The 19,862-nt window shown below is 30.3% G+C and carries 20 protein-coding genes and 1 riboswitch; of the genes, 8 read left to right on the top strand and 12 right to left on the bottom strand.

Annotated features, from left to right (window positions below; translation table 11 throughout):
• Nucleotides 1-175: 175 nt before the first annotated feature.
• From LQK79_RS19270 to LQK79_RS19240, 7 genes are all read right to left on the bottom strand, one after another.
• Nucleotides 176-838, bottom strand: coding sequence for a YczE/YyaS/YitT family protein (locus LQK79_RS19270; protein ID WP_053243544.1), 663 nt, complete (start codon nucleotides 836-838; stop codon nucleotides 176-178).
• Between the two features lie 730 nt (nucleotides 839-1,568).
• Nucleotides 1,569-2,396, bottom strand: coding sequence for a MetQ/NlpA family ABC transporter substrate-binding protein (locus tag LQK79_RS19265; RefSeq protein WP_231017548.1), 828 nt, complete (start codon nucleotides 2,394-2,396; stop codon nucleotides 1,569-1,571).
• Nucleotides 2,397-2,428: 32 nt separating this feature from the next.
• Entirely contained in the window at nucleotides 2,429-3,109 is a 681-nt protein-coding gene (locus tag LQK79_RS19260; RefSeq protein WP_053243543.1) for a methionine ABC transporter permease, read from the bottom strand.
• The gene (locus tag LQK79_RS19255; RefSeq protein ID WP_053243542.1) at nucleotides 3,078-4,136 is read right to left on the bottom strand and encodes a methionine ABC transporter ATP-binding protein; all 1,059 of its coding nucleotides are present in this window, start codon (nucleotides 4,134-4,136) and stop codon (nucleotides 3,078-3,080) included. The genes LQK79_RS19260 and LQK79_RS19255 overlap by 32 nt, the downstream gene beginning before the upstream one ends.
• 107 nt (nucleotides 4,137-4,243) lie before the next feature.
• A riboswitch (SAM riboswitch) is annotated at nucleotides 4,244-4,353 on the bottom strand.
• A gap of 189 nt (nucleotides 4,354-4,542) precedes the next feature.
• Nucleotides 4,543-4,971, bottom strand: a complete 429-nt coding sequence (locus tag LQK79_RS19250; RefSeq protein WP_231017547.1) for an EamA family transporter — start codon at nucleotides 4,969-4,971, stop codon at nucleotides 4,543-4,545.
• A gap of 36 nt (nucleotides 4,972-5,007) precedes the next feature.
• Complete coding sequence (locus LQK79_RS19245; protein ID WP_231017546.1) at nucleotides 5,008-6,459, bottom strand: aminotransferase-like domain-containing protein; 1,452 nt, start codon at nucleotides 6,457-6,459, stop codon at nucleotides 5,008-5,010.
• Complete coding sequence (locus LQK79_RS19240) at nucleotides 6,456-7,076, bottom strand: LysE/ArgO family amino acid transporter (protein WP_231017545.1); 621 nt, start codon at nucleotides 7,074-7,076, stop codon at nucleotides 6,456-6,458. Before LQK79_RS19240 ends, LQK79_RS19245 begins: the two co-directional genes overlap by 4 nt.
• A gap of 397 nt (nucleotides 7,077-7,473) precedes the next feature.
• Between LQK79_RS19240 and LQK79_RS19235 the strand changes: the two genes are divergently transcribed.
• Complete coding sequence (locus LQK79_RS19235; protein WP_084757040.1) at nucleotides 7,474-7,896, top strand: putative ABC transporter permease; 423 nt, start codon at nucleotides 7,474-7,476, stop codon at nucleotides 7,894-7,896.
• Nucleotides 7,897-7,987: 91 nt separating this feature from the next.
• Here LQK79_RS19235 and LQK79_RS19230 read toward each other — a convergent pair whose 3' ends face one another.
• The 3 genes from LQK79_RS19230 to LQK79_RS19220 all read right to left on the bottom strand — a co-directional run bounded on the left by LQK79_RS19230 (nucleotide 7,988) and on the right by LQK79_RS19220 (nucleotide 11,260).
• On the bottom strand, nucleotides 7,988-9,283 hold the full coding sequence (locus LQK79_RS19230) for a LysM peptidoglycan-binding domain-containing protein (RefSeq protein ID WP_231017544.1): 1,296 nt from the start codon (nucleotides 9,281-9,283) through the stop codon (nucleotides 7,988-7,990).
• A gap of 48 nt (nucleotides 9,284-9,331) precedes the next feature.
• On the bottom strand, nucleotides 9,332-10,777 hold the full coding sequence (locus LQK79_RS19225) for a DEAD/DEAH box helicase (RefSeq protein WP_231017543.1): 1,446 nt from the start codon (nucleotides 10,775-10,777) through the stop codon (nucleotides 9,332-9,334).
• A 159-nt stretch (nucleotides 10,778-10,936) separates the two neighbouring features.
• Entirely contained in the window at nucleotides 10,937-11,260 is a 324-nt protein-coding gene (locus LQK79_RS19220; RefSeq protein WP_231017542.1) for a hypothetical protein, read from the bottom strand.
• 211 nt (nucleotides 11,261-11,471) lie between these two features.
• On the opposite strand from LQK79_RS19220, the gene LQK79_RS19215 reads away from it, so the two are divergent.
• Both LQK79_RS19215 and yfcE read left to right on the top strand, forming a co-directional pair.
• Nucleotides 11,472-11,810, top strand: coding sequence for a class I SAM-dependent methyltransferase (locus LQK79_RS19215; RefSeq protein WP_331000776.1), 339 nt, complete (start codon nucleotides 11,472-11,474; stop codon nucleotides 11,808-11,810).
• A gap of 19 nt (nucleotides 11,811-11,829) precedes the next feature.
• A complete protein-coding gene (gene yfcE, locus LQK79_RS19210) occupies nucleotides 11,830-12,372 on the top strand; it encodes a phosphodiesterase (protein ID WP_231017540.1) in 543 nt (180 codons plus the stop codon).
• Between the two features lie 101 nt (nucleotides 12,373-12,473).
• Here the strand turns inward: yfcE and LQK79_RS19205 are convergent, their stop codons facing one another.
• Nucleotides 12,474-13,307, bottom strand: a complete 834-nt coding sequence (locus LQK79_RS19205; RefSeq protein WP_053242756.1) for an AraC family transcriptional regulator — start codon at nucleotides 13,305-13,307, stop codon at nucleotides 12,474-12,476.
• Between the two features lie 384 nt (nucleotides 13,308-13,691).
• Here LQK79_RS19205 and LQK79_RS19200 point away from each other — a divergent pair, with 384 nt between their 5' ends.
• The 5 genes from LQK79_RS19200 (at nucleotide 13,692) to LQK79_RS19180 (ending at nucleotide 18,370) form a co-directional block, all read left to right on the top strand.
• On the top strand, nucleotides 13,692-14,975 hold the full coding sequence (locus LQK79_RS19200; RefSeq protein ID WP_231017539.1) for a sugar ABC transporter substrate-binding protein: 1,284 nt from the start codon (nucleotides 13,692-13,694) through the stop codon (nucleotides 14,973-14,975).
• Nucleotides 14,976-15,122: 147 nt separating this feature from the next.
• On the top strand, nucleotides 15,123-16,034 hold the full coding sequence (locus LQK79_RS19195; protein ID WP_053242758.1) for a carbohydrate ABC transporter permease: 912 nt from the start codon (nucleotides 15,123-15,125) through the stop codon (nucleotides 16,032-16,034).
• Nucleotides 16,035-16,059: 25 nt separating this feature from the next.
• Complete coding sequence (locus tag LQK79_RS19190) at nucleotides 16,060-16,911, top strand: sugar ABC transporter permease (RefSeq protein ID WP_053242759.1); 852 nt, start codon at nucleotides 16,060-16,062, stop codon at nucleotides 16,909-16,911.
• Between the two features lie 35 nt (nucleotides 16,912-16,946).
• A complete protein-coding gene (locus tag LQK79_RS19185; protein ID WP_053242760.1) occupies nucleotides 16,947-17,708 on the top strand; it encodes a PHP domain-containing protein in 762 nt (253 codons plus the stop codon).
• Between the two features lie 35 nt (nucleotides 17,709-17,743).
• Nucleotides 17,744-18,370: an MgtC/SapB family protein gene (locus LQK79_RS19180; RefSeq protein ID WP_231017538.1), complete on the top strand. Its 627-nt coding sequence runs from the start codon at nucleotides 17,744-17,746 to the stop codon at nucleotides 18,368-18,370.
• Between the two features lie 155 nt (nucleotides 18,371-18,525).
• On the opposite strand, the gene galU is transcribed toward LQK79_RS19180, so the two are convergent.
• Nucleotides 18,526-19,458 (bottom strand): UTP--glucose-1-phosphate uridylyltransferase GalU, encoded by a 933-nt coding sequence (galU, locus tag LQK79_RS19175; protein WP_231017537.1) that lies wholly within the window; start codon nucleotides 19,456-19,458, stop codon nucleotides 18,526-18,528.
• Between the last annotated feature and the right edge of the window lie 404 nt (nucleotides 19,459-19,862).

The raw sequence follows: 19,862 nt of genomic DNA, 5'->3' as shown, positions 1-19,862 counted from the left end.
AGTTAGTTTTTTAATGAGCAGGGCGAATTAAAACCCTTCACTTAGCTCGACAAATTCCGGTTTATCAGGATAAATTTAGAGATTGCAATTTTAAAGTTTCAAGTTGTCTATCTATAGGAAGATATGATTAACTATAATTTGACAGTTCATAAAGCCTTATATATAAGCGCACTAATCAAGCACTTTTCTTCAGCACAATATCCTTCATTAGCTTTATGTCATCATTTATAAATCTGTGATCCACCTTATTAACATCAAATTTAAATATCTTAAATACTATTTGAATAAAATATCCTATTAGTGAAACCATTATTACAGTCCCTATTCCAGCAGAACCACCCATTATATATCCAAGAGCAAGTACAGACAACTCTATGAATGTTCTAACTATAAGCACAGATTTTTTTGTTTTTTTAGTAAGTGCGACCATAAGACCATCTCTAGGCCCAGATCCTAAACCAGCTCCTATGTACATATAACTTCCAATCGACATTAATAACATTCCTATAATAATTGAAATAACTCTTAGAACTATACTGTTGAAAACTGGTAATAAGTGATTTAACATCAAAATATCCATGAATGTTCCAATAACAAGCATATTAGAAATAGTGCCCCAACCTATTTTTTCTCCTGCAATATAATCTACTATAATTACAATTGCACTAACTATTATACTTGCTTGACCCATTGTTATATTCATCATCTTAGATAATCCTTGATGAAATACATCCCATGGCTGAAGCCCCAAATTTCCATTTATAGTCATAACTGTACCAATAGAACACAATAAAAGACCTATAAATAACTTTAAAAAAATTAATGTTCCTTTTTTCATAATTAGCCCCCCCTTTGTAAATAGACAACATTAACTTGAAAATTGCAAGTTCCAAGTTTATCCTGGCAAAATAGGATTTGACTCAGAGTACAGAGTACAATTGACATAATACAGTGAAGGTTAACTTTCTTCCGTTTCACTACAGAAAGTCTTAAACTTAATGATGACGCCAATTTTTAAAATTGCCTATTTTTTAGCTTAGTAAAACTAAACATAATTAATTATATGATATTTTTTTAATACTTTAAAGTTTTTTTACGAATTATCAATTTTCATTTTGTATTTAGCATATTTTTGTAATAGAAATGTCGTTATAATAATAATTGTTCAATTTCAAATTCACTGTAACCATAGTTAACCAACAGGAATTAATGGTGATATGTAATATATTATATAAAAATTTAGTTAACCGCAAAATTCACACCTAAAATTCCGTAGGCACGGAGGAATTTTTTCCTTGCACCACTGTGGTAGCAACGTAACAATGCTGAAGAAGCGGTTTAAAAAAATCCTAATAAATCTTGGTTCAAAAATCATAAAACACTTAGATATTTCAATCTGTCTGAGCAATAGCGAGTTATTAAAATACCTTAGTGTTTTATGATTTTTCAACCTTAGATTTATAGGATTTATTATTAAAAGTGCTTTTATATTGTTCTAGAAGGATAATGGGCTTACGCCCAAACCCCGCGTATGTGTATGCGACAAGCATTGTTACTTTGCAATATTTTTAAAAAGCCGGAACTTCTGCTCCCTTATATATATCCTTTAAAAGCTTTTTTACCTTTTCAGTTTGATAAACTTCAACTAATTTTTTTAAAGCCTTATTGTTTTTATCTTTGCTTCTAACTGCAATTATATTGAAATAGTTCTTAACTGAAGGTTTTTTTGTACTTTCTATATAAATTGAATCCTTTAAAGGACTAAAGCCTGCATCTACTGCAACTCCACTGTTTATAGCTGCTGCATCAACATCTTTTAATGATCTTGGAATTTGTGTTGCTACAAGCTCAACTATCTTCACATTTTTAGGGTTTTCAGCTATATCTTTTACTGTAGGTAATACTCCTACACCATCTTTTAACTTTATTACGCCTGCATCTTGAAGTAATATAAGAGCTCTACCACCATTTGTAGGATCATTAGGTATTGCTATTTTAGCTCCATTTTTTAAATCCTTAACTTTTTTTATACTATCTGAATATATTCCCATAGGTGCTAAAACGGTATTTCCAATAGATACAATATCCAATTTATGATCCTTCTTGAACTTGTTAAAATATGCGATGGTTTGGAATGAATTTGCATCTATATCCCCGTCATTCAAAGCCTCGTTTGGCCTTATATAATCAGAAAAACTTACAATTTTAAGTTCAATGTTATCTTTCTTAAGGTCCTCTTTTAAAGCATCCCATATTTTATGGTCATCGCCTGTAATTCCTAATTTAATAACTTGTTTTTTATTACTATTTGCTAATGTACTTGATTGACATCCCGATAGTAAACCTAAGCTTAATGATAATGTTAAAAATAATGCTGCGACTCTTTTTATTTTCATTTTTCTTCCCCCTAATTTAAAATAACTTATTTTTAGTGACTTAACTTTTTTAATAAAAATTCACCTAAACCTTGTATTAAACTTACAAGTATTAATAAAATGATAATTGTAACTACCATAATATCTGTTTTAAAGTACTGATAGCCATATCTTATAGCAAAATCGCCAAGTCCACCGCCGCCTACGGTTCCTGCAACTGCTGAAAAACTAATTAAACTTACAGTAGTAATTGTAAGGGCATAAATAATTTGTGGAAGGCCCTCCTTTAATAAAACTCTATATATTATTTCAAAGGGACTAGACCCCATAGCTTCTGCTGCTTCAATAACGCCTTTATCAATATCCAAAAGTGCTGATTCTATCTGTCTTGCAACAAAAGGTGCTGTTCCAAAAACAAGTGGCACTACTGCACCCTTAACACCTATTGTTGTTCCAACTAAAAGTCTTGTTAATGGTATAATTGCTGCAATCAATATTACAAATGGAATTGAACGAAATGCATTTATTATTTTACCAATTATATTATAAACAACTTTATTCTCAAGTATATTTTTAGGACGTGTTACCACAAGTGCTACTCCAACAGGTATACCGATAATTGTAGAAATTACACCTGACACAGCTACCATTATTAATGTTTCTTTAAGTGCCGTTATCATATCTGGAAAAAGCTCTACAACATTAGGCATAATCGTGTTCAAAAGATTCCCCATACTTTATCACCTCCACATATATACTGTTTCCATTTAAATATTTAATGGCTCCATTAATTCCTTCTCTAAAACCACTAAATTTAACAACAAGATTGCCTATAGGCGTACCTTGTATTATTTCAATATTTCCAGAAATGATATTTGCATCTACCTTAAACCTTCTAGAAATTTCAGAAATAAAGGCTTCTTCAGCATTTGAACCTACAAAAGATAGCTTTGCCACTATATCATTTTCTGAAAATTTACTAGCAAATTCTTTACCTTCAATGAGTTCATAAACTTTATCATAATGGAATACTGTAGCCATAAATTTTTTAGTCATCTTTGCTTTAGGATTAGTAAATATTTGTACTATATCTCCCTTTTCAACAATTTCTCCTTCTTCCATTACAATTACTCTCTGGCAAATATCCTTAACAACATCCATTTGATGTGTAATAATAACTATTGTAAGTCCAAGCTTTTCATTAATTTCTTTGATTAACTTTAGTATAGATTGAGTAGTTTCAGGATCCAAAGCCGAAGTAGCTTCATCGCATAAAAGAACTTGAGGATCATTAGCAAGCGCTCTTGCAATAGCAACCCTTTGCTTTTGTCCACCACTAAGCTGAGATGGATAATTTAAAGCTTTGTCCTCTAAGCCTACCAAGCCTAAAAGACTATTTACTTTATTAGCTATATCTTTTTTATTCAACCCTTTTCCTTTAAGCGGGTAAGCTACATTATCAAACACATTTCTTCTAGCCATTAAATTAAAATGCTGAAAAATCATCCCTATCTTTTCTCTTACTTTTCTCAATTCCTTTTGGGATAACTTTGTCAAATCTTTATCATCAACTATAACCTGACCGCTAGTAGGTTTTTCAAGCAAATTTATGCATCTAACAAGAGTACTTTTTCCCGCGCCGCTATATCCAATAATTCCCAAAACTTCTCCATTTTCTACTTCTAAACTTACATCCTTAACAGCTTCAACTTTTTTGCCTCCATCTTCATAAACTTTTATTATATTTTTTAGTTCAATCACAATAATCCCCCTTTCCAAAATTCACGATATAAAAAATCCTCTTCCAAAAAGAAGAGGACAATATTAATAAAAAAAACCCGCGGAAGGGTTCTATTATTAAATACCTTCCCTCATCTTTCAGAATTTAATCTGCAGGATTTAGCACCTTGCATGCAAATGAAACACGCTGGTTGCTGAAACGTCATCGGGCCAGCCCCTCAGTCTCTCTCGATAAGGATTTTATTCAATTTTGTTATAAACAATATACAAAAAAATTTTTTTGATGTCAAACAAGCAAAAATTTAATTTTTTATTTTTATGTGCATATTTTTACGTAACACATAATTGTTCTACGTTTACAAATACATATAAATTTTTAATGCAATATTATTTTTAACAATTACATATTAATTCCTACTAATCTAATTCATTTTCTATTTATTAATATTAACCCAATTATACAAAAGGCTGCTCCCATTATTTTGTTAACTTCAAATCCCTCTTTATAAAATATAATTCCTATAGGTATAAGCACAATTGCTAAAATTATATTTGCAACTAGTGAACCTACACTAATATTCCATCCTGCTCTATATGCCATTAAATATCCAAATTCCAACCCAACTATTGAAAATCCCAAAACTATACTTGTCCAGTTTAATTGTTTAAATGAACCCCAAATCCCTTTATCATGTTTTGTAAAAAGCAGTGCCATTGATGATAAAACGGCCGCAGTAAAGTACGTAACAACTAAAGCCGAAAAAGGATTGGCTTTTTCTGGTGTTGATTTTTGGCATATATTATAAAACACATTTGATAATACTATCAGTACAATTGAAAAAACATACATAAACATAAAGTTTTCCCCCTTAAAACAAAGCTTTCTTATTTTTTAAAACACAGTCAAGTTTCTAATTATCTCTGAAAGTTTTCTTAGCCCTAAATACATTTCATCCTTCGAGGCATAGGAATAAGATATTCTTATATTGTTATTCTTATGAAAATCATATATATATCTAGGATTAATAAGTATGCCATTTTTCCAAGACATATTAAACAGTTTAATCATGTCTATCTTAACCTTTAATTTTAACCATATATAAAATCCACCTTTAGGTACGTTCCAATCAGCTATATCACAAAAATATTCTTTAAGTAGATTTATTGTAAAATCTCTCCTAATTTTAAGTCTATATCTAAGTTCCTCAATATAATTGTTATATAGTCCACTTGAAATCCATTCAACCGCAGCATATTGTGAAAGCGAACTAGCCCCATAATCCATTTGCATTTTAACATCTCCTAATCTATCTATAACAGCCTCAGGACCAATAACCCAGCCAATCCTCATGCCAGCAGAAAGACATTTTGATATTGTGCCTATATAAAGTACAATACCGTTATTATCCAAAGACTTTAAAGTTTTAGGTGGAACTTCATCAAAACATAATTCTCTATATGCATCATCTTCAATAATTGGAAGTCTTTCTTTTGTACACACTTTAATAAGCTCATCTCTTCTATCATTACTCATTACTATGCCTGTAGGATTTTGAAAAGTTGGTATTGTATATAAAATAGAAGTTTCTTTACTTATGTTTTTTAGTACATCCCTTATATCAACCCCGTATCTATCCATAGATATTCCTTTTAATTTCATACCAGCAGATTCAAAAACATTAAGTGACTTTATGTACGATGGTTTTTCTACTAATACGTCATCTCCGGGTTTAAGTATACTCATAGAAATTAGCTGAAGCGCTTGAAGTGATCCTGAAACAATCAAAATAGATGATGCCGAGACATTAATTCCAAACTTTTTTACATAATTACTTATTACCTGCCTAAGCTCAAGCGAGCCCTTAGTTCTCTCATAACCCAATGAATTTATATTATCTGCCACCTTTAAAAGTACACTTTTCATGGTTTCCTTAGGAAAAAGCTCCGGCGAAAGTTCTCCCGTCCCTAGCCTAATAATGTTATCCTCATATTCAAGTTTATTTATCATTTGAATAGTAGATAAATTAGGTTCGTATATGCCGCTTTTTATATATTTTTGCCAATTTAGAGTTGGATCTGAAGCCAAAAGAGACCATGTATTATTAACTATTACTGTCCCACCCTTTGTCTTTCCCTCAACTAAACCATATGATTTTAATTCATCAATAGCTTCCACTACAGTACTTCTATTAACTCCAAATATTTGTGACATCTTTCTTTGAGATGGCAACCTTTCTCCTATACTCCATTCTCCTTTTGATATTTTTTCTTTTATATAATTCACTATTTGTCTAAATAATGGCAAATTAGAATTTTTATCAGGTTTCCAATCAATATTTATCATAAAACACCCAACCCTTTAATAAAACTAACTGCAAGCTTTAGCCCATAATAAGTTATTACAACTCCGCATATTTTATTAATTATCCCGACCAACCTCACACTAAAATTCTTTTTAAAATAATTTACAATTAATGAAAGACTTGTAAACCATAAAAATGAAGCAGTACAAACTCCTAGTATAAACAATTTAGAAGTTGAAAACGAAAGAGAAGCTTTAAAACCTCCAAGCATCAATGATCCATCAATAATAGCCTGTGGATTAAGCCATGTAACCGTAAAACAAGCAGTAACTAATTTTAAAAAATTTTTGTCACTATTAACTTCGCCAAAAGAATTAGGTACTTCCATTATAAGCCTAACCCCTATATAAATAACAATAATTGCACCACACAAAAGTATAATATCTTTTAAAATTTGAGATTTACTTAAAACAATTCCAACACCATAATAACATGTAATTGCAAGTGAAATATCAAAAAATACTGTTACTAAGGCTGTTCTAAGTGCCATTATTCTCTTATTACATATAGCGGAGTTAATGACATATAGATTTTGAACTCCAATCGGAGCAACATATGTAAATCCCAAAATTAGCCCTTCAATATAATATTTTATCACAGTTTTACCTCCAATACCTTATATAGGAAAATGTGAAAAATGTAGATATTCTTTTTTACGGGCCGCTTGTAATGCTTTATGCGTAGTGTAGCAAAACCTATATAATACCTTTTTTCACAATCTCTTATAGATAAACAAGCTGAAAGTTTCAAACTTTCACAAGTAATATTTTTCTGGTTCACAGTGCACTGTAAATTGTGCGCTTATTTCCTATAAATTAAATGCTACCAAAAAACTTTTCACTATTTTAACTTATAGGCTGTATACATTAATTATATACACCCAAGCCCCTTCTGTCTTCAACCATATCTTAAAATTTAATACCAACCAAATATCTTTCTAAAATTTAATAATAAAATTGTGAATAATAGTGAAGGAATAGTGACAAACTAATTGTATGAAAATTTTACGATTTATAATATATGGTTTAGCTGGATGGTGCATGGAAATATTATGGACTGGATTTGGTTCTCTTTTAAGCGGAGACATTTCAATGCATGCTTGGACCAGTATGTGGATGTTTTTAATATACGGTCTAGCAATTTTTATGGAACCAATACATAATGCTATAAGGCGTTGGCCAATTTTGATACGAGGAGGTATATATGCTGTACTTATATTAATAGTTGAATTTTGCACAGGTTCAATTTTGCGTCTTACAATAGGAACATGTCCATGGTATTATGATAAGGGTATTACAATACAAGGTATTACAAGACTAGACTATGCACCATATTGGTTTATCGCAGGACTTCTTTTTGAAAAACTTCACGATGAATTAATAAAAATACACAATATTTCAAGAGAATCTACAATCTAACTTGAAGTCGAAAAAAAGCAGTTGGAAGGGGGACTTACCAACTGCTACAAATTTTTATAATAATTATTAACTTTTTATCTAAGCTCAGTTATTATTTTATCACCTTTTCTATGTTAAACATATTATCTAAAACTTTAAAATTTTGAGGAAAAGGTTGTGCAAGTACCCAATAACTGACACCCCTAAGCCCATATTCACTAACAAGCTTATATTTTTCTTCTACACTTCTTGCATCTTCAAACCATACAACGTGCTGTCTGCCCGCTCTATCCGTATAATTATAATAAGGAGATTGTGATTTTTCGTCATATTTTATTTGTGCTCCGTATCTTCCTGCCCTAAGTATTGCCTCTTGATTTCCTATGCTTTCAGCAAATTCTCCTCCAGGCATATACGGAAGTGTCCAATCGTACCCATAAAGAGGCATCCCCATCATTATCTTTTTAGGAGGAATTACACTTACTGCATAATTTATTACTTTTCTCACTTCATTTATAGGTGCTACAGCCATTGGTGGACCTCCAGACCATCCCCATTCGTAGGTCATTATAATTACAAAATCAACGATTTCTCCATGTGCTCTATAATCATGAGCTCCATGCCATGCTCCCGTAGTAACATCATAAGTTTTTGGTGCAAGTGCTGTAGCCACAATATAATTTGGATGAAGCGCCGCCACAAGTTTTCTTAAAAAATTATTATATTTTTGTCTGTCTTCAGGTGGAATTCTTTCAAAATCAACAACAACCCCATAGTATCCTTTACTTCTTATCATATTTAAAATATTGTTTATTAATGTTTGCTGCAGTGAATTGCTATTTAATATATTGCTTATAAGTTCACTATTAAAATTTGCACCTGTTGTACCTGATATATTTGTAACTGAAAGCATTGGCGCAACTTTATTTTCCTTTGCTATTCTTATTATATTCTCATCATTAAGTGGTGTAAGACCCGCATCGGCAGTTACATGGTGACTAAAAGGCGTTACGTAAGTTAAATATTGTATAGCCTCACCCAAAACAGCATTTTCTTTTTGTGGATTGGAAGGTTGTATAAACGCATTAACTTCAATATATCCATAATTTTTTGCATTTTCAGGTATTCTTATCATAAGTCCCGGATAAATTGGCGATGAATTTGTAATATTATTTAGTTGTGTAATAGCATCTACTGAAACTCTAAATTTCCTTGCAATAGACCACAAAGTGTCGCCAGATCTTACTCTATAAGCTATTTCTGTACTTGGAATAACAAGTGTTTGCCCAACTACTAAGCTGCTGTCCTGTGAAAGCTTATTTGCATTTATAATGCTTTGAGGTGTTACTCCAAACCTTCTAGCTATAGACCAAACAGTATCACCAGGTTTAACTACATATATTCTCACTAAATTCCTCACAAAAATTTCTATCAATAATTATTATATTCAATTAAACTATTTTTGTGCCTTTTCAGCCCTTATGGTTTTCCCCTTTATAGTTTTATTTCTAAGCCCTTCCAATACCAGTTCTCCTTTTCCAGAAAGGATTTCTACGTAAGAAAAATTATCTTGTATATCAATGATTCCAACATCTTCTGGATTAATCCCTTCAATGCTAGATACAGTACCAGCTATATCTCCTGGTCTTATTTTTTTCTTTTTTCCAGCACTAATATATATCTTTGTTATTTCTTTATTTATTTCTTTATTTTTAGCTTTCTTAAGTTTTACAGGATTTTTAAGCTTTTTATTGTATATTTCTTTTCCCTCTTTAACTTCCTCTTCTGAGGGAATATCACCTTTAAGAATTTTAAGAGCAAATTGTTCTTCAATCTCCTCCAAAAATCTATATTCCCTTGAGGTTACAAAAGTTATTGCAGTCCCTCTATTTCCTGCACGACCAGTTCTCCCCATTCTATGAATATAGCTTTCCTTCTCCATAGGTATATCATAATTTATAACATGAGTGACATCTTCCACATCAATTCCTCTAGCAGCTATATCTGTAGCCACAAGAAAATTAAATTCTCCTCTTTTAAATTTATTCATCATGCTAGTTCTATCATCTTGAAGCATTCCACCATGCAGAGCATTACATGAATATCCTTTAGTCTTCATTTGTGAAGTCAACTTTTCTACATTTTCCTTAGTTCTACAAAATATCATTGCGCTTTCTGGTCTTTCTACATATATCAATTTATTTAACAAATTAAACTTCTTATCATTTTCTACTTCATAATAAATTTGCTTAATTCTATCTGCAACAGAACTTTTAGCCTTAATTTCTATGCTAATAGGTTCTTTCATATATCTCTTGCTAAGTTCTAATATTTCCTCTGGCATAGTTGCCGAAAAGAGAAGAGTCAACTTTTTATTAGGAAGCTTTTTCATTATATCCTTAACCTGATCTATAAACCCCATATTAAGCATTTCATCAGCTTCATCTATTACAAGATAGTTTATTCTAGAAACATCTAAAGCCCCTCTTTCTATAAGATCAAAGGTTCTCCCAGGTGTGCCAACCACAACATGAACTCTTTGTTTCAGTTCATTTACTTGAACACTTACTGGTTGTTTTCCAAAAATTGCTGAACATCTAAGCCTTTTGAATCTCCCTATATTGCCAAAATCCTCTTTTATTTGATATGCTAATTCTCTTGTTGGAGCTAAAACTAATACCTGCGGCTTATTTTCTTCAAGTTCTATTTTTTCTGAAATAGGTATTGCAAAGGCAGCCGTTTTTCCACTTCCCGTCTGTGATTTCGCCATAACATCTTTACCTTTAAGTATTAATGGTATAACCTTCTCCTGAACTTCCGATGGTTTTTTATATCCTAGCTTTTCTATTGCTTCTAAAATCTCTTCACTTAATCCTAAATCTTTAAAATTTGATTCACTCATTTTATTACCTCATACTTTACTCATTTTATATACACATGGTAGTATACCACGAATAAAGTTAAATTAATATTTTCAATAAAAAAAGTTAAGTAACAGTTTCTAAAAAATGAAACCATAACCTAACTCAAATTCTTTATATCTAAAAATAGTGAATGTATTTTATTTTACAGCCTTTAATTTTGCAATATCCGACCAATTACTTGCAGTTATCATTTCTACATTACTTAAATCTTTTCTTATGCCTTTAACTTCTCCCTTAACTTCAGCTAGCTCATGTTTTAAATTTTCCTGTCCAGCTGAAATAACCGCTGTTCTATGTTCCAATGCTCTTAATAGCTGCATGTGCTCATCTTGAACAGCTTTTATTGATTTTACGTCTTCTTTAATTGTTCCAAGTTCTTGTTTTACAGATTTTACATCCTCTTTAAGTGACTTCACATCTTGCTGCATTGATTTTAAAATTTCTAGCATCTCTTTCTCCATACATTTCACCACCTAAGGAAATTATATCAAATTTTTAATTTTTAATCTATAAGAAAAACATGGAAATAAATTATAATTAATTTATAAAAAACTCGCTTTGTAAGTGATAATATTTTGAATAAAAAATTTAAAATTGACAGCACATGGGAAAATTACGAACTCTATATAACAAAAGAATAATACCCTATGATGATAATTTTTTGATGCTGTAATTTGTACTTCAACTTTGCATCATGCAACTCTTAGTGATATTAAACAAGGAATCAATGAAATATGCAGAATATTAAAGCCGAATAGATATTTTGTATTCAATTTTCTCTCTACATTAGATCCTTCTTATGGGATTGGCACTAAAATTGAAGAAAATACTTTTGTGGGCTCAAGAATCGGCGAAGAAAACATTCCACATCATTATACCGACGAAAACGAATTAGAAGCATTGCTAAATAAATTTTCATTTGCTAATATAAATAAAAGTATTTATAGTTTTTATGATTCTAAAAATAATGAATACACATCAAAAGTATTTGATATACTAGCTGTTAAGTAAAAAGGAAGTGGTGATACAAATGAAAATATTTTTTATATCTGATATTCACGGTTCACTGCATTATTTAAAAAAGGCTATGGAAAATTATGAAAAAGAAGCAGCAGATTTTATAGTAATCCTTGGAGATCAACTATACCATGGCGCAAGAAATGATCTGCCTAAAGGCTATAATCCTAGAGGCGTAACTGAACTTTTAAATAAATACAGCGAAAAAATAATTGCTGTAAGAGGAAATTGTGATAGTGAAGTTGATGAAATGGTGCTAAATTTCCCTATAATGTCAACCTACTCAACAATACTATACAATGGAAAAAGATTATTTTTAACTCATGGTCATATATATGGAGAAAATAATTCACCTAAACTTAGCAATGGAGATGTACTAATTTATGGTCACACTCACATTCCTGTTGCAAAGAAAAAAGATGGCATTTTTATAATAAACCCAGGTTCTATATCTCTTCCAAAAGAAAATAATCCAAACTCTTATGGAATTTTGGAAGATAATGCTTTCAAAATAAAAGATTTAGCTGGAACTACCTTCATGAATATAAACCTATAAGAGGTTTGGGCTTTGCCCATTATCCTTCTAGAACAAAATATTATGCACTATAAGCTAATTGACTCGTGCTAAAATAGTAAAAAAAATATACACCTCCTAGCTTAATCTAAACTAGAAGGTGTATATCCTTTTATTTTTTTGAAAGCACGATTAAAAGTACGTACGCTATTAAAGCCACATTCAAAAGCAATTTCTGCAATGGATTTAGAAGTTGTTTTAATTAAAAACTCTGCATTTTCAACTCTCACTTCATTAAGGTAAGTTCCAAAATTTATTCCAGTAAATTTCTTAAACATTCTAGAAAAATAGCATGCACTAAAATGTACTCTTTGAGAAATATCATTTAAAGTTATATTATTTGCATAGTTATCTTCTATAAATTTCATAGCATTTTTAATTCTATTAATATCAGGAAGTCTATTACCTTTTTTAGTTTTATCACTACTACTAATAGGTAAATATCTTAGCGCAAAAGCACATAGTTCAATTAGTTTTCCTTTTATACATAAGTCATAGGCAGTTTCTTTATCCTTCATTTCATTGACAATTGAATGGAATATGTCTGCTATCTTTTTATAATTTTCTAGTTTTATCTTATTAATAACAGACTCATTTATAAAAGGAGTATTGAGTTTGAAAGTTTCAGGCCAACCAAAAGAATTACCCACAATATCAGGACGAAAAATAATCATATTGATTTTTGAACTCATATTGGTGCTATCAAGATAATGTATATCTGTGCTTCCAAATATGGCCATATCCCCTTTATTTAATATTTTAGAATCATCATTTATCCCTACCTTTATACTTCCTTCAATTACTAAAATAATTTCTACATCTATATGCCAATGAGGCATATTACTACAATTTTCTAAGCAATATAATTTCACAGCAAGCTCTGATGAATACAATTTAGTTTGAAGATATGGATTCATAATTTTCACCCCAGCGGCATTATTTGTAAATAAGTGTATAGATTATTTAATACAAATAAATATTTATGTATTTATTATATATAAAAGGACAAAATTTGTCTACTAATAAGATAATATTGACGAGATATATGGAAATATTAAAGATATAATATACACATAGCAACAAACAAATTCAATTGATTCATATTATTAGGTTTTGAATTAAATTATAGTTGCACTAAAAAAATAAGAGAGAGGTGTAAGAACCTAAGTTTTAGGTAAAATAAGAAACAATAATTGGGGTTTATAATGTTAGCCTAAGCACTTATTATTATTTTACCACTTTATTTAGTCGATAAAGGAAAACGTATTCAATATCGTTACGTTTTAAAAACTAGGGAGATCATGAATCATCATTTAAAAAAACTTCTAACTTGTATAACAACACTTACTTTAGTATCAAGCGTGTTGGTAGGCTGTGGCAGCAGTGCCGATACAGCGAAAAAAAGTCAAGATACTACCATCAATAAAAAGGTTTCTTTAAAATTATGGATAGCAGAAAATAGTGCTACTCAAAAAGCAATCAATGACTTAAATGCTAAATTCCATAAGAAATATCCTTTAATTAATGTTACAGTATCCCAATTCAACCTAGAAGATATGAGAAAAAACTTTGTAAGTACTTCTGTTTCAGGCAGTGGACCAGATATTATTCTTGGACCTGGAGACAACATTGGAGTTTTTCAAACTGGTAATCTTATTCAACCTATTGAAGATGTAGTTGCAAAAGACTTTTTAAACAGATTTACCAAAGAATCCGTTAAAGCTGCTACATATAAAGGAAAAGTTTGGGAGGTACCAGATAGAGTAAGTAGTGGATTATTCTTAATATACAATAAAAAAATTGTTGATAAAATACCTAATACTTTTGAAGACTTACAACTATTAGGCAAAAAGTTACAAGATGAGAAAAAGGTTCAATATGGATTAGTTTTTGATGAAGTGGAGCCATATTATTCTTCAATGTTTATGAGCTGTTTTAATGCAAAATTCTTTGATAATGTAAATGCATCCAAACCTAAGCCAACTCTTGACTCTAATGCAATGAAACAATGGGCAACATATTTAAATAAATTGCATAGCAGCGGCTTAATTCCTAAAGAAGCAGATGCAAATATGGCAGATAACTTATTCGAAGAGGGTAAATCCGCTTTTATAATAAGTGGACCATGGGCTTTCAACACTTATAAAAAAGCAGGTGTTGACTTTGGAGTTACAACACTTCCAACCGTCAATGGTAAACTTATGAAGCCTCTATCTTCAATTAGTGGTTTTGCAGTTTCTGCAAATGTAAAGGATGCCACTAAAAAAGCTGCAGTTGCTAAATTTTTAGATTTTATGTCATCAAAAGGTTCTCAATTAACGTTATCTGATGCACATGGCAAGTTACCTACTAATACTGAAACATTAAAAACTGATAAATACAAAACAGATCCTATATATTCAATACAAACTGAACAATATAAAAACTGTTTACCAATGCCTATTATTCCACAAATGAGAGCAATATGGGATGCTATGAGACCTGTACAACAAGATATGTTTAGTGGAAAAGTATCTCCAAATGAAGCACCAGCTCAAATGCAACAAAAAGCAGAGGATGGAATTAAAAATTTAGGAGTAAACTAATATATTTGAAATAAAGGGCTGTTTATATTAATAATTTAAAAATAAATCTAATAAACTTCTTGTGCTATGAAAACCTTTATATTGTTAATTATATAAAATTATAATAGCAACAGCCCTTTAAAATAAATGAGGAAAAGGAGAAAAACAATGGAATGCTCTAAAAATAAGAAACATTTAACTATCAAAGCTCAAAAAAAATTAGTAACAATTTGTTTTTTACTTCCTGCATTTTTAGTTATGTGCGCCGTTATCTTATATCCGTTATTATATGAATTAAATTTATCCTTTAGAAATGTAACACTTATGAATTTAAAATCTAATATTTACCCATTTATTGGATTTGATAATTATTTAAGCATTTTAAAAGATAGTTCATTTTATAGTACATTATTAAGGACATTAATTTGGACATTTGTAAATGTAGGGCTTACGGTTTGCATAGGTTTATTTTTAGCAATGTTACTAAATGCTAAATTTCCAGGGAAGAAAATTTACAGAACGCTATTAATACTTCCATGGGCTGTACCAAGTTACATTTCGGTACTAACCTGGAAAGGTATGTTCAACTCCCAGTATGGTGCAGTAAATATAATTCTATCTAAAATATTTCCATGGGCACATTCTATTCCATGGCTTACTGATCCAAGTTATACATTTTTAGCATGTATCTTTATTAATGTATGGGTAGGTATACCATTCATGATGATGATATCTATTGGTGGTTTACAAAGTATATCAAACGAATTATATGAAGCAGCAGATGTTGATGGTGCTACTAGATGGCAAAAAACAAAAAATATAACCCTACCACTTATGAAATCTGTTTTAACACCATCTATAGTTTTAAGTTGTGTTTGGACATTTAACGTAGTTAATACAATATTAATAATGACAAGTGGTGTCCAATCTGAAAAATCTCAAATACTTGTTACATTAATGTACAAAGATGCATTTGAGTACTATAAATATGGTCATGCCGCAGCTTTCTCTGTAATAATATTCTTAATATTATTATGTTTTAGTTCATTGTTTTTAAAAGCCCAAAAGCTAGATGACTAATTTTTAAAAAATGGAGGAAAAAATGATGAAAAAGGAAAAATTCGGTATTAGGGATACTAAGTTTATGATAATATTTAGATATGTAATATTAACCTTTGCTGCAATTCTTACCGTATATCCTATATTAAACGTACTAGCAGTAGCTCTAAGACCATCAAATAATTTATATTCAACCTCACTAGCAATAGTAACTAAAAACTCAACACTTAACAATTTCAAATTAGCATTTACGGAATATCATATTCAAGATTGGCTTTTGCACAGCTTAATTATAGCCGGTTCTGCAACCGCTATTAGTGTAACAATCTCAATGTTTGCTTCGTATGCCTTCTCCAGGTTTGAATTTAAAGGAAAAAGAGCTGGAATGGTTTCCTTACTAATTACACAAATGTTTCCTGCAACAATGATGCTACTTCCACTATTTATGCTTATGTTCAAAATAGACCTCATAAACAAATTCCAAGGTTTAATTATAGTATATATTTCTACAGCAGTACCTTTTAATATATGGATGATGAAGGGATACTTTGATACAATTCCTAAATCACTTGAAGAAAGTGCTTATGTAGATGGGGCCAGTATACCCTATGCTTTTTATAAAATAATATTACCTTTAGCTAAACCTGCTATTGCACTAACCACATTATTTTCATTCATGAATAGCTGGTCTGAATATATAATCGCTAGAGTTATAATTACAGATCCAACAAAGACAACTCTTCCTGTAGGTCTTGTTAATATGCAAAGCCAATTTTCAACCGATTGGGGAGTATACTCAGCTGCAGCATTAATTACCTCTGTACCAGTAATAATTTTGTTTGTATGTCTTTCAAAATATCTCGTAGGAGGTCTTACAATAGGAGGTGTAAAAGGTTAATTAAAATATAATTTTTATAGGATGGAAGTGTATATATGAAAATAGATTTACATGTTCACGACAAAGAACGTTCAGCTTGTAGTAAATCAAGTGAGGAAGAACAAATTAGAGCTGCAATAAAGTTCGGTTTAAATGGTCTAATATTTACAGACCATAATATTCTAACACCGCTAGAACGTATAAAAGAACTTAATGATAAGTATAAGCCATTTAAAATTTATGGTGGCATTGAAATTGAAATGCAGGATACACATGAACATATTCTTGTTCTTGGATTGCATGATAAAATACTTCAAGATAAAAAATGGATATATGAAGAATTACATGCTTATGTAAGAGAAAATAACGGGTATATCGCATTTGCTCACCCTTTTAGATATAAGGATTTTATAAAGGAAAATCTAGAAAAGTTCGTACCTGATGCAATAGAAATACATTCTACCAATATAGGAATAGACGATACAGAAAAAATTAGACAGTTAGCTAAAAAACTAAACACCAATTTAATTGCTGATTCAGATGCGCATCATTACACTAATGTTGGAATTTACTGCAATAATCTAGTAAATTCCCCTAACAGCGAAAAAGAACTAATTGAAATGCTAAAAAATGGGGCTTACAAGATTTCTTCAGATCAAGAAAGAATTAAAAAGCACAATAATGAAGTAAATAAAAAAGAACTTCTAATAAAAAAATTGATCAAAGAAGGTAAAGATAAAAATTATTATCACAGCATTACTGGAAATTGGGAAGGTGAATTTGAAAGAGTTGCACAAGGAAAAACTTATAAAATTTAATTTAATTTTAATTTAATAAGAAAAGAGGTGATCTTTTGTCTGACTTTTTTATAAGAATAACCTTATCTGGAATTCTTTCTGGAATAATTGGATTAGAAAGAGAAAGACGCTCAAAAGATGCAGGCCTTAAAACACACTTTTTGGTTGGCATAGGCAGCGCTCTCATGATGATAGTTTCATTATACACATTTCATGATAGCAGAGTAGCCGCTCAAGTTGTATCTGGAATTAGTTTTTTAGGTGCTGGAACAATAATCCTAGAAAAACATTATGTAAAAGGTTTAACTACAGCAGCAGGAATTTGGACAACATCTGGTATAGGTTTAGCAATCGGTTCTGGAATGTATACACTTGGGATATTTTCAACTACTTTAGTTTTAGCTGGTTTAGAAATACTAGATAGAATATTTAAAAATACTTCAAGTAAATATTTATATATAAATATATGGGTAAGACCAGAAGAATTAATTAATTTAAGTAAAAAAATAGATGATAATAGTTTTTCTATTATTGAATACAAAACTGAAAGAATTGAATATAATGGTGATGAAAACGTAATGTTTGTTGACCTAAAACTAAAAATTCCAAATAAAAAAGATTATTACAAATTAATGGATAATTTATATAAAAATATAGAAATATTAAAAATAAAAATCTTATAAAACTTACTATATATGATATCAACTACAAAATGGAGAAAAAAATATGATTTTAAATTGATTTAAAATCATATTTTTTCCCCCATTAAAGGTTACCACAATAAAACTTATATTGCATACATAAGTTTTATTGCGGTAACCCTATATATTATGACCTATCACTTAACTTTTTGCAAATTTTTCATTGGAGATTTTTCACTATAAAAAAACAAACCTTTAAATTCATCATTTTTCTGTAGTTCCTTAAGATAAGCCGCAAATTGACCATTTATTCCTCTTCTTTTTAAAGCATATTCAACAGTAGCTTCTAAAAATCCAAGTTTATCTCCAACATCGTACCTTCTACCCTCAAAAGCACATGCATACATGGCCTCTGACTGCATTAAAGCCTTTAGTGCATCAGTTAGTTGTATTTCTCCACCCTTCCCTGGTTTTGTATTAGATAATACATTAAATATTTCTGGTGTTATTATATATCTTCCTAAAATAGCCATATCTGAAGGTGCTTCTTCAAGTTTAGGTTTTTCAACCATATCTTTTACCTTATATACATTATCTTCTATATGCATTGCATCTATAATTCCATATTTATAAACATCATTGTGGTTTACCTTTTGAACACCAACAATAGTTGTTTTATATTGATTATAACAATCCATAAGCTGCTTTAAACATGGTTTTCTTGAATCTACTACATCATCTCCGAGCATAACAGCAAATGGCTCATTTCCAACAAATGTTCTAGCACAACTAATCGCATGCCCAAGTCCTTTAGGTTCCTTCTGCCTTATATAATATATATTAGCTAAGTTAGATATATCTCTTGCAATCTTAAGCAAGTCTTTTTTTCCTTTACTCTCAAGTTCATTCTCAAGTTCTACAGATTTATCGAAATGATCCTCTATAGCTCTTTTATTTTTTCCAGTGATTATAAGTATTTCTTCTATTCCAGAAGCTACTGCTTCTTCTACAATATATTGTATAGTTGGTTTATCAACTATTGGAAGCATTTCCTTAGGTTGTGCTTTTGTTGCTGGTAAAAATCTAGTTCCAAGTCCTGCTGCTGGTATAACAGCTTTTTTAACTTTCATAATCGTTACTCCCCTCTAGTTATAATAAATATATTTTATTTATACTCTTACAAATGTTATATAATTATAATAAAACATAAATATTAAAATACTATTACGAGAATGTGGCAAAAATAAGGCAACATTTCATTATTGTATATAAACAACCTGGAAGGTTTAAACTCTAATTAGCAAATTTTACAAATAATTTATAAATATTAAGAGTAAGGAGAATTTTTTCCTTGTACTACCGTGGGAGCAAAGTAATAATGCTGAAGGAACGATTTAAAAAGGATCCAATAAATCTTGGTAGAAAAATCACAAAATGCTTAGATATTTCAATCTGTCTGTAGAGTAAGTCGGTGGCGAATCGCCACCTTCTCCTCATCAAACCGTGCATGCGGTTTTCTCGCACACGGCTTTCC

The organism is Clostridium guangxiense, from assembly GCF_021043395.1.
In the GTDB taxonomy this organism is placed as follows: Bacteria; Bacillota; Clostridia; order Clostridiales; family Clostridiaceae; genus Clostridium_S; species Clostridium_S guangxiense.
Note: the sequence above shows the minus strand (reverse complement) of the source record. Positions and strands in the feature narration are given on the sequence as shown.

Excerpts from the sequence above, each read along its gene's own strand:
- LQK79_RS19270 (WP_053243544.1), bottom strand. The coding sequence starts at position 838 with ATGAAAAAAGGAACATTAATTTTTTTAAAGTTATTTATAGGTCTTTTA.
- LQK79_RS19265 (WP_231017548.1), bottom strand. The coding sequence starts at position 2,396 with ATGAAAATAAAAAGAGTCGCAGCATTATTTTTAACATTATCATTAAGC.
- LQK79_RS19260 (WP_053243543.1), bottom strand. The coding sequence starts at position 3,109 with ATGGGGAATCTTTTGAACACGATTATGCCTAATGTTGTAGAGCTTTTT.
- LQK79_RS19250 (WP_231017547.1), bottom strand. The coding sequence starts at position 4,971 with ATGTTTATGTATGTTTTTTCAATTGTACTGATAGTATTATCAAATGTG.
- LQK79_RS19245 (WP_231017546.1), bottom strand. The coding sequence starts at position 6,459 with ATGATAAATATTGATTGGAAACCTGATAAAAATTCTAATTTGCCATTA.
- LQK79_RS19235 (WP_084757040.1), top strand. The coding sequence starts at position 7,474 with ATGAAAATTTTACGATTTATAATATATGGTTTAGCTGGATGGTGCATG.
- LQK79_RS19225 (WP_231017543.1), bottom strand. The coding sequence starts at position 10,777 with ATGAGTGAATCAAATTTTAAAGATTTAGGATTAAGTGAAGAGATTTTA.
- LQK79_RS19220 (WP_231017542.1), bottom strand. The coding sequence starts at position 11,260 with ATGGAGAAAGAGATGCTAGAAATTTTAAAATCAATGCAGCAAGATGTG.
- yfcE (WP_231017540.1), top strand. The coding sequence starts at position 11,830 with ATGAAAATATTTTTTATATCTGATATTCACGGTTCACTGCATTATTTA.
- LQK79_RS19205 (WP_053242756.1), bottom strand. The coding sequence starts at position 13,307 with ATGAATCCATATCTTCAAACTAAATTGTATTCATCAGAGCTTGCTGTG.
- LQK79_RS19200 (WP_231017539.1), top strand. The coding sequence starts at position 13,692 with ATGAATCATCATTTAAAAAAACTTCTAACTTGTATAACAACACTTACT.
- LQK79_RS19195 (WP_053242758.1), top strand. The coding sequence starts at position 15,123 with ATGGAATGCTCTAAAAATAAGAAACATTTAACTATCAAAGCTCAAAAA.
- LQK79_RS19190 (WP_053242759.1), top strand. The coding sequence starts at position 16,060 with ATGAAAAAGGAAAAATTCGGTATTAGGGATACTAAGTTTATGATAATA.
- LQK79_RS19185 (WP_053242760.1), top strand. The coding sequence starts at position 16,947 with ATGAAAATAGATTTACATGTTCACGACAAAGAACGTTCAGCTTGTAGT.
- galU (WP_231017537.1), bottom strand. The coding sequence starts at position 19,458 with ATGAAAGTTAAAAAAGCTGTTATACCAGCAGCAGGACTTGGAACTAGA.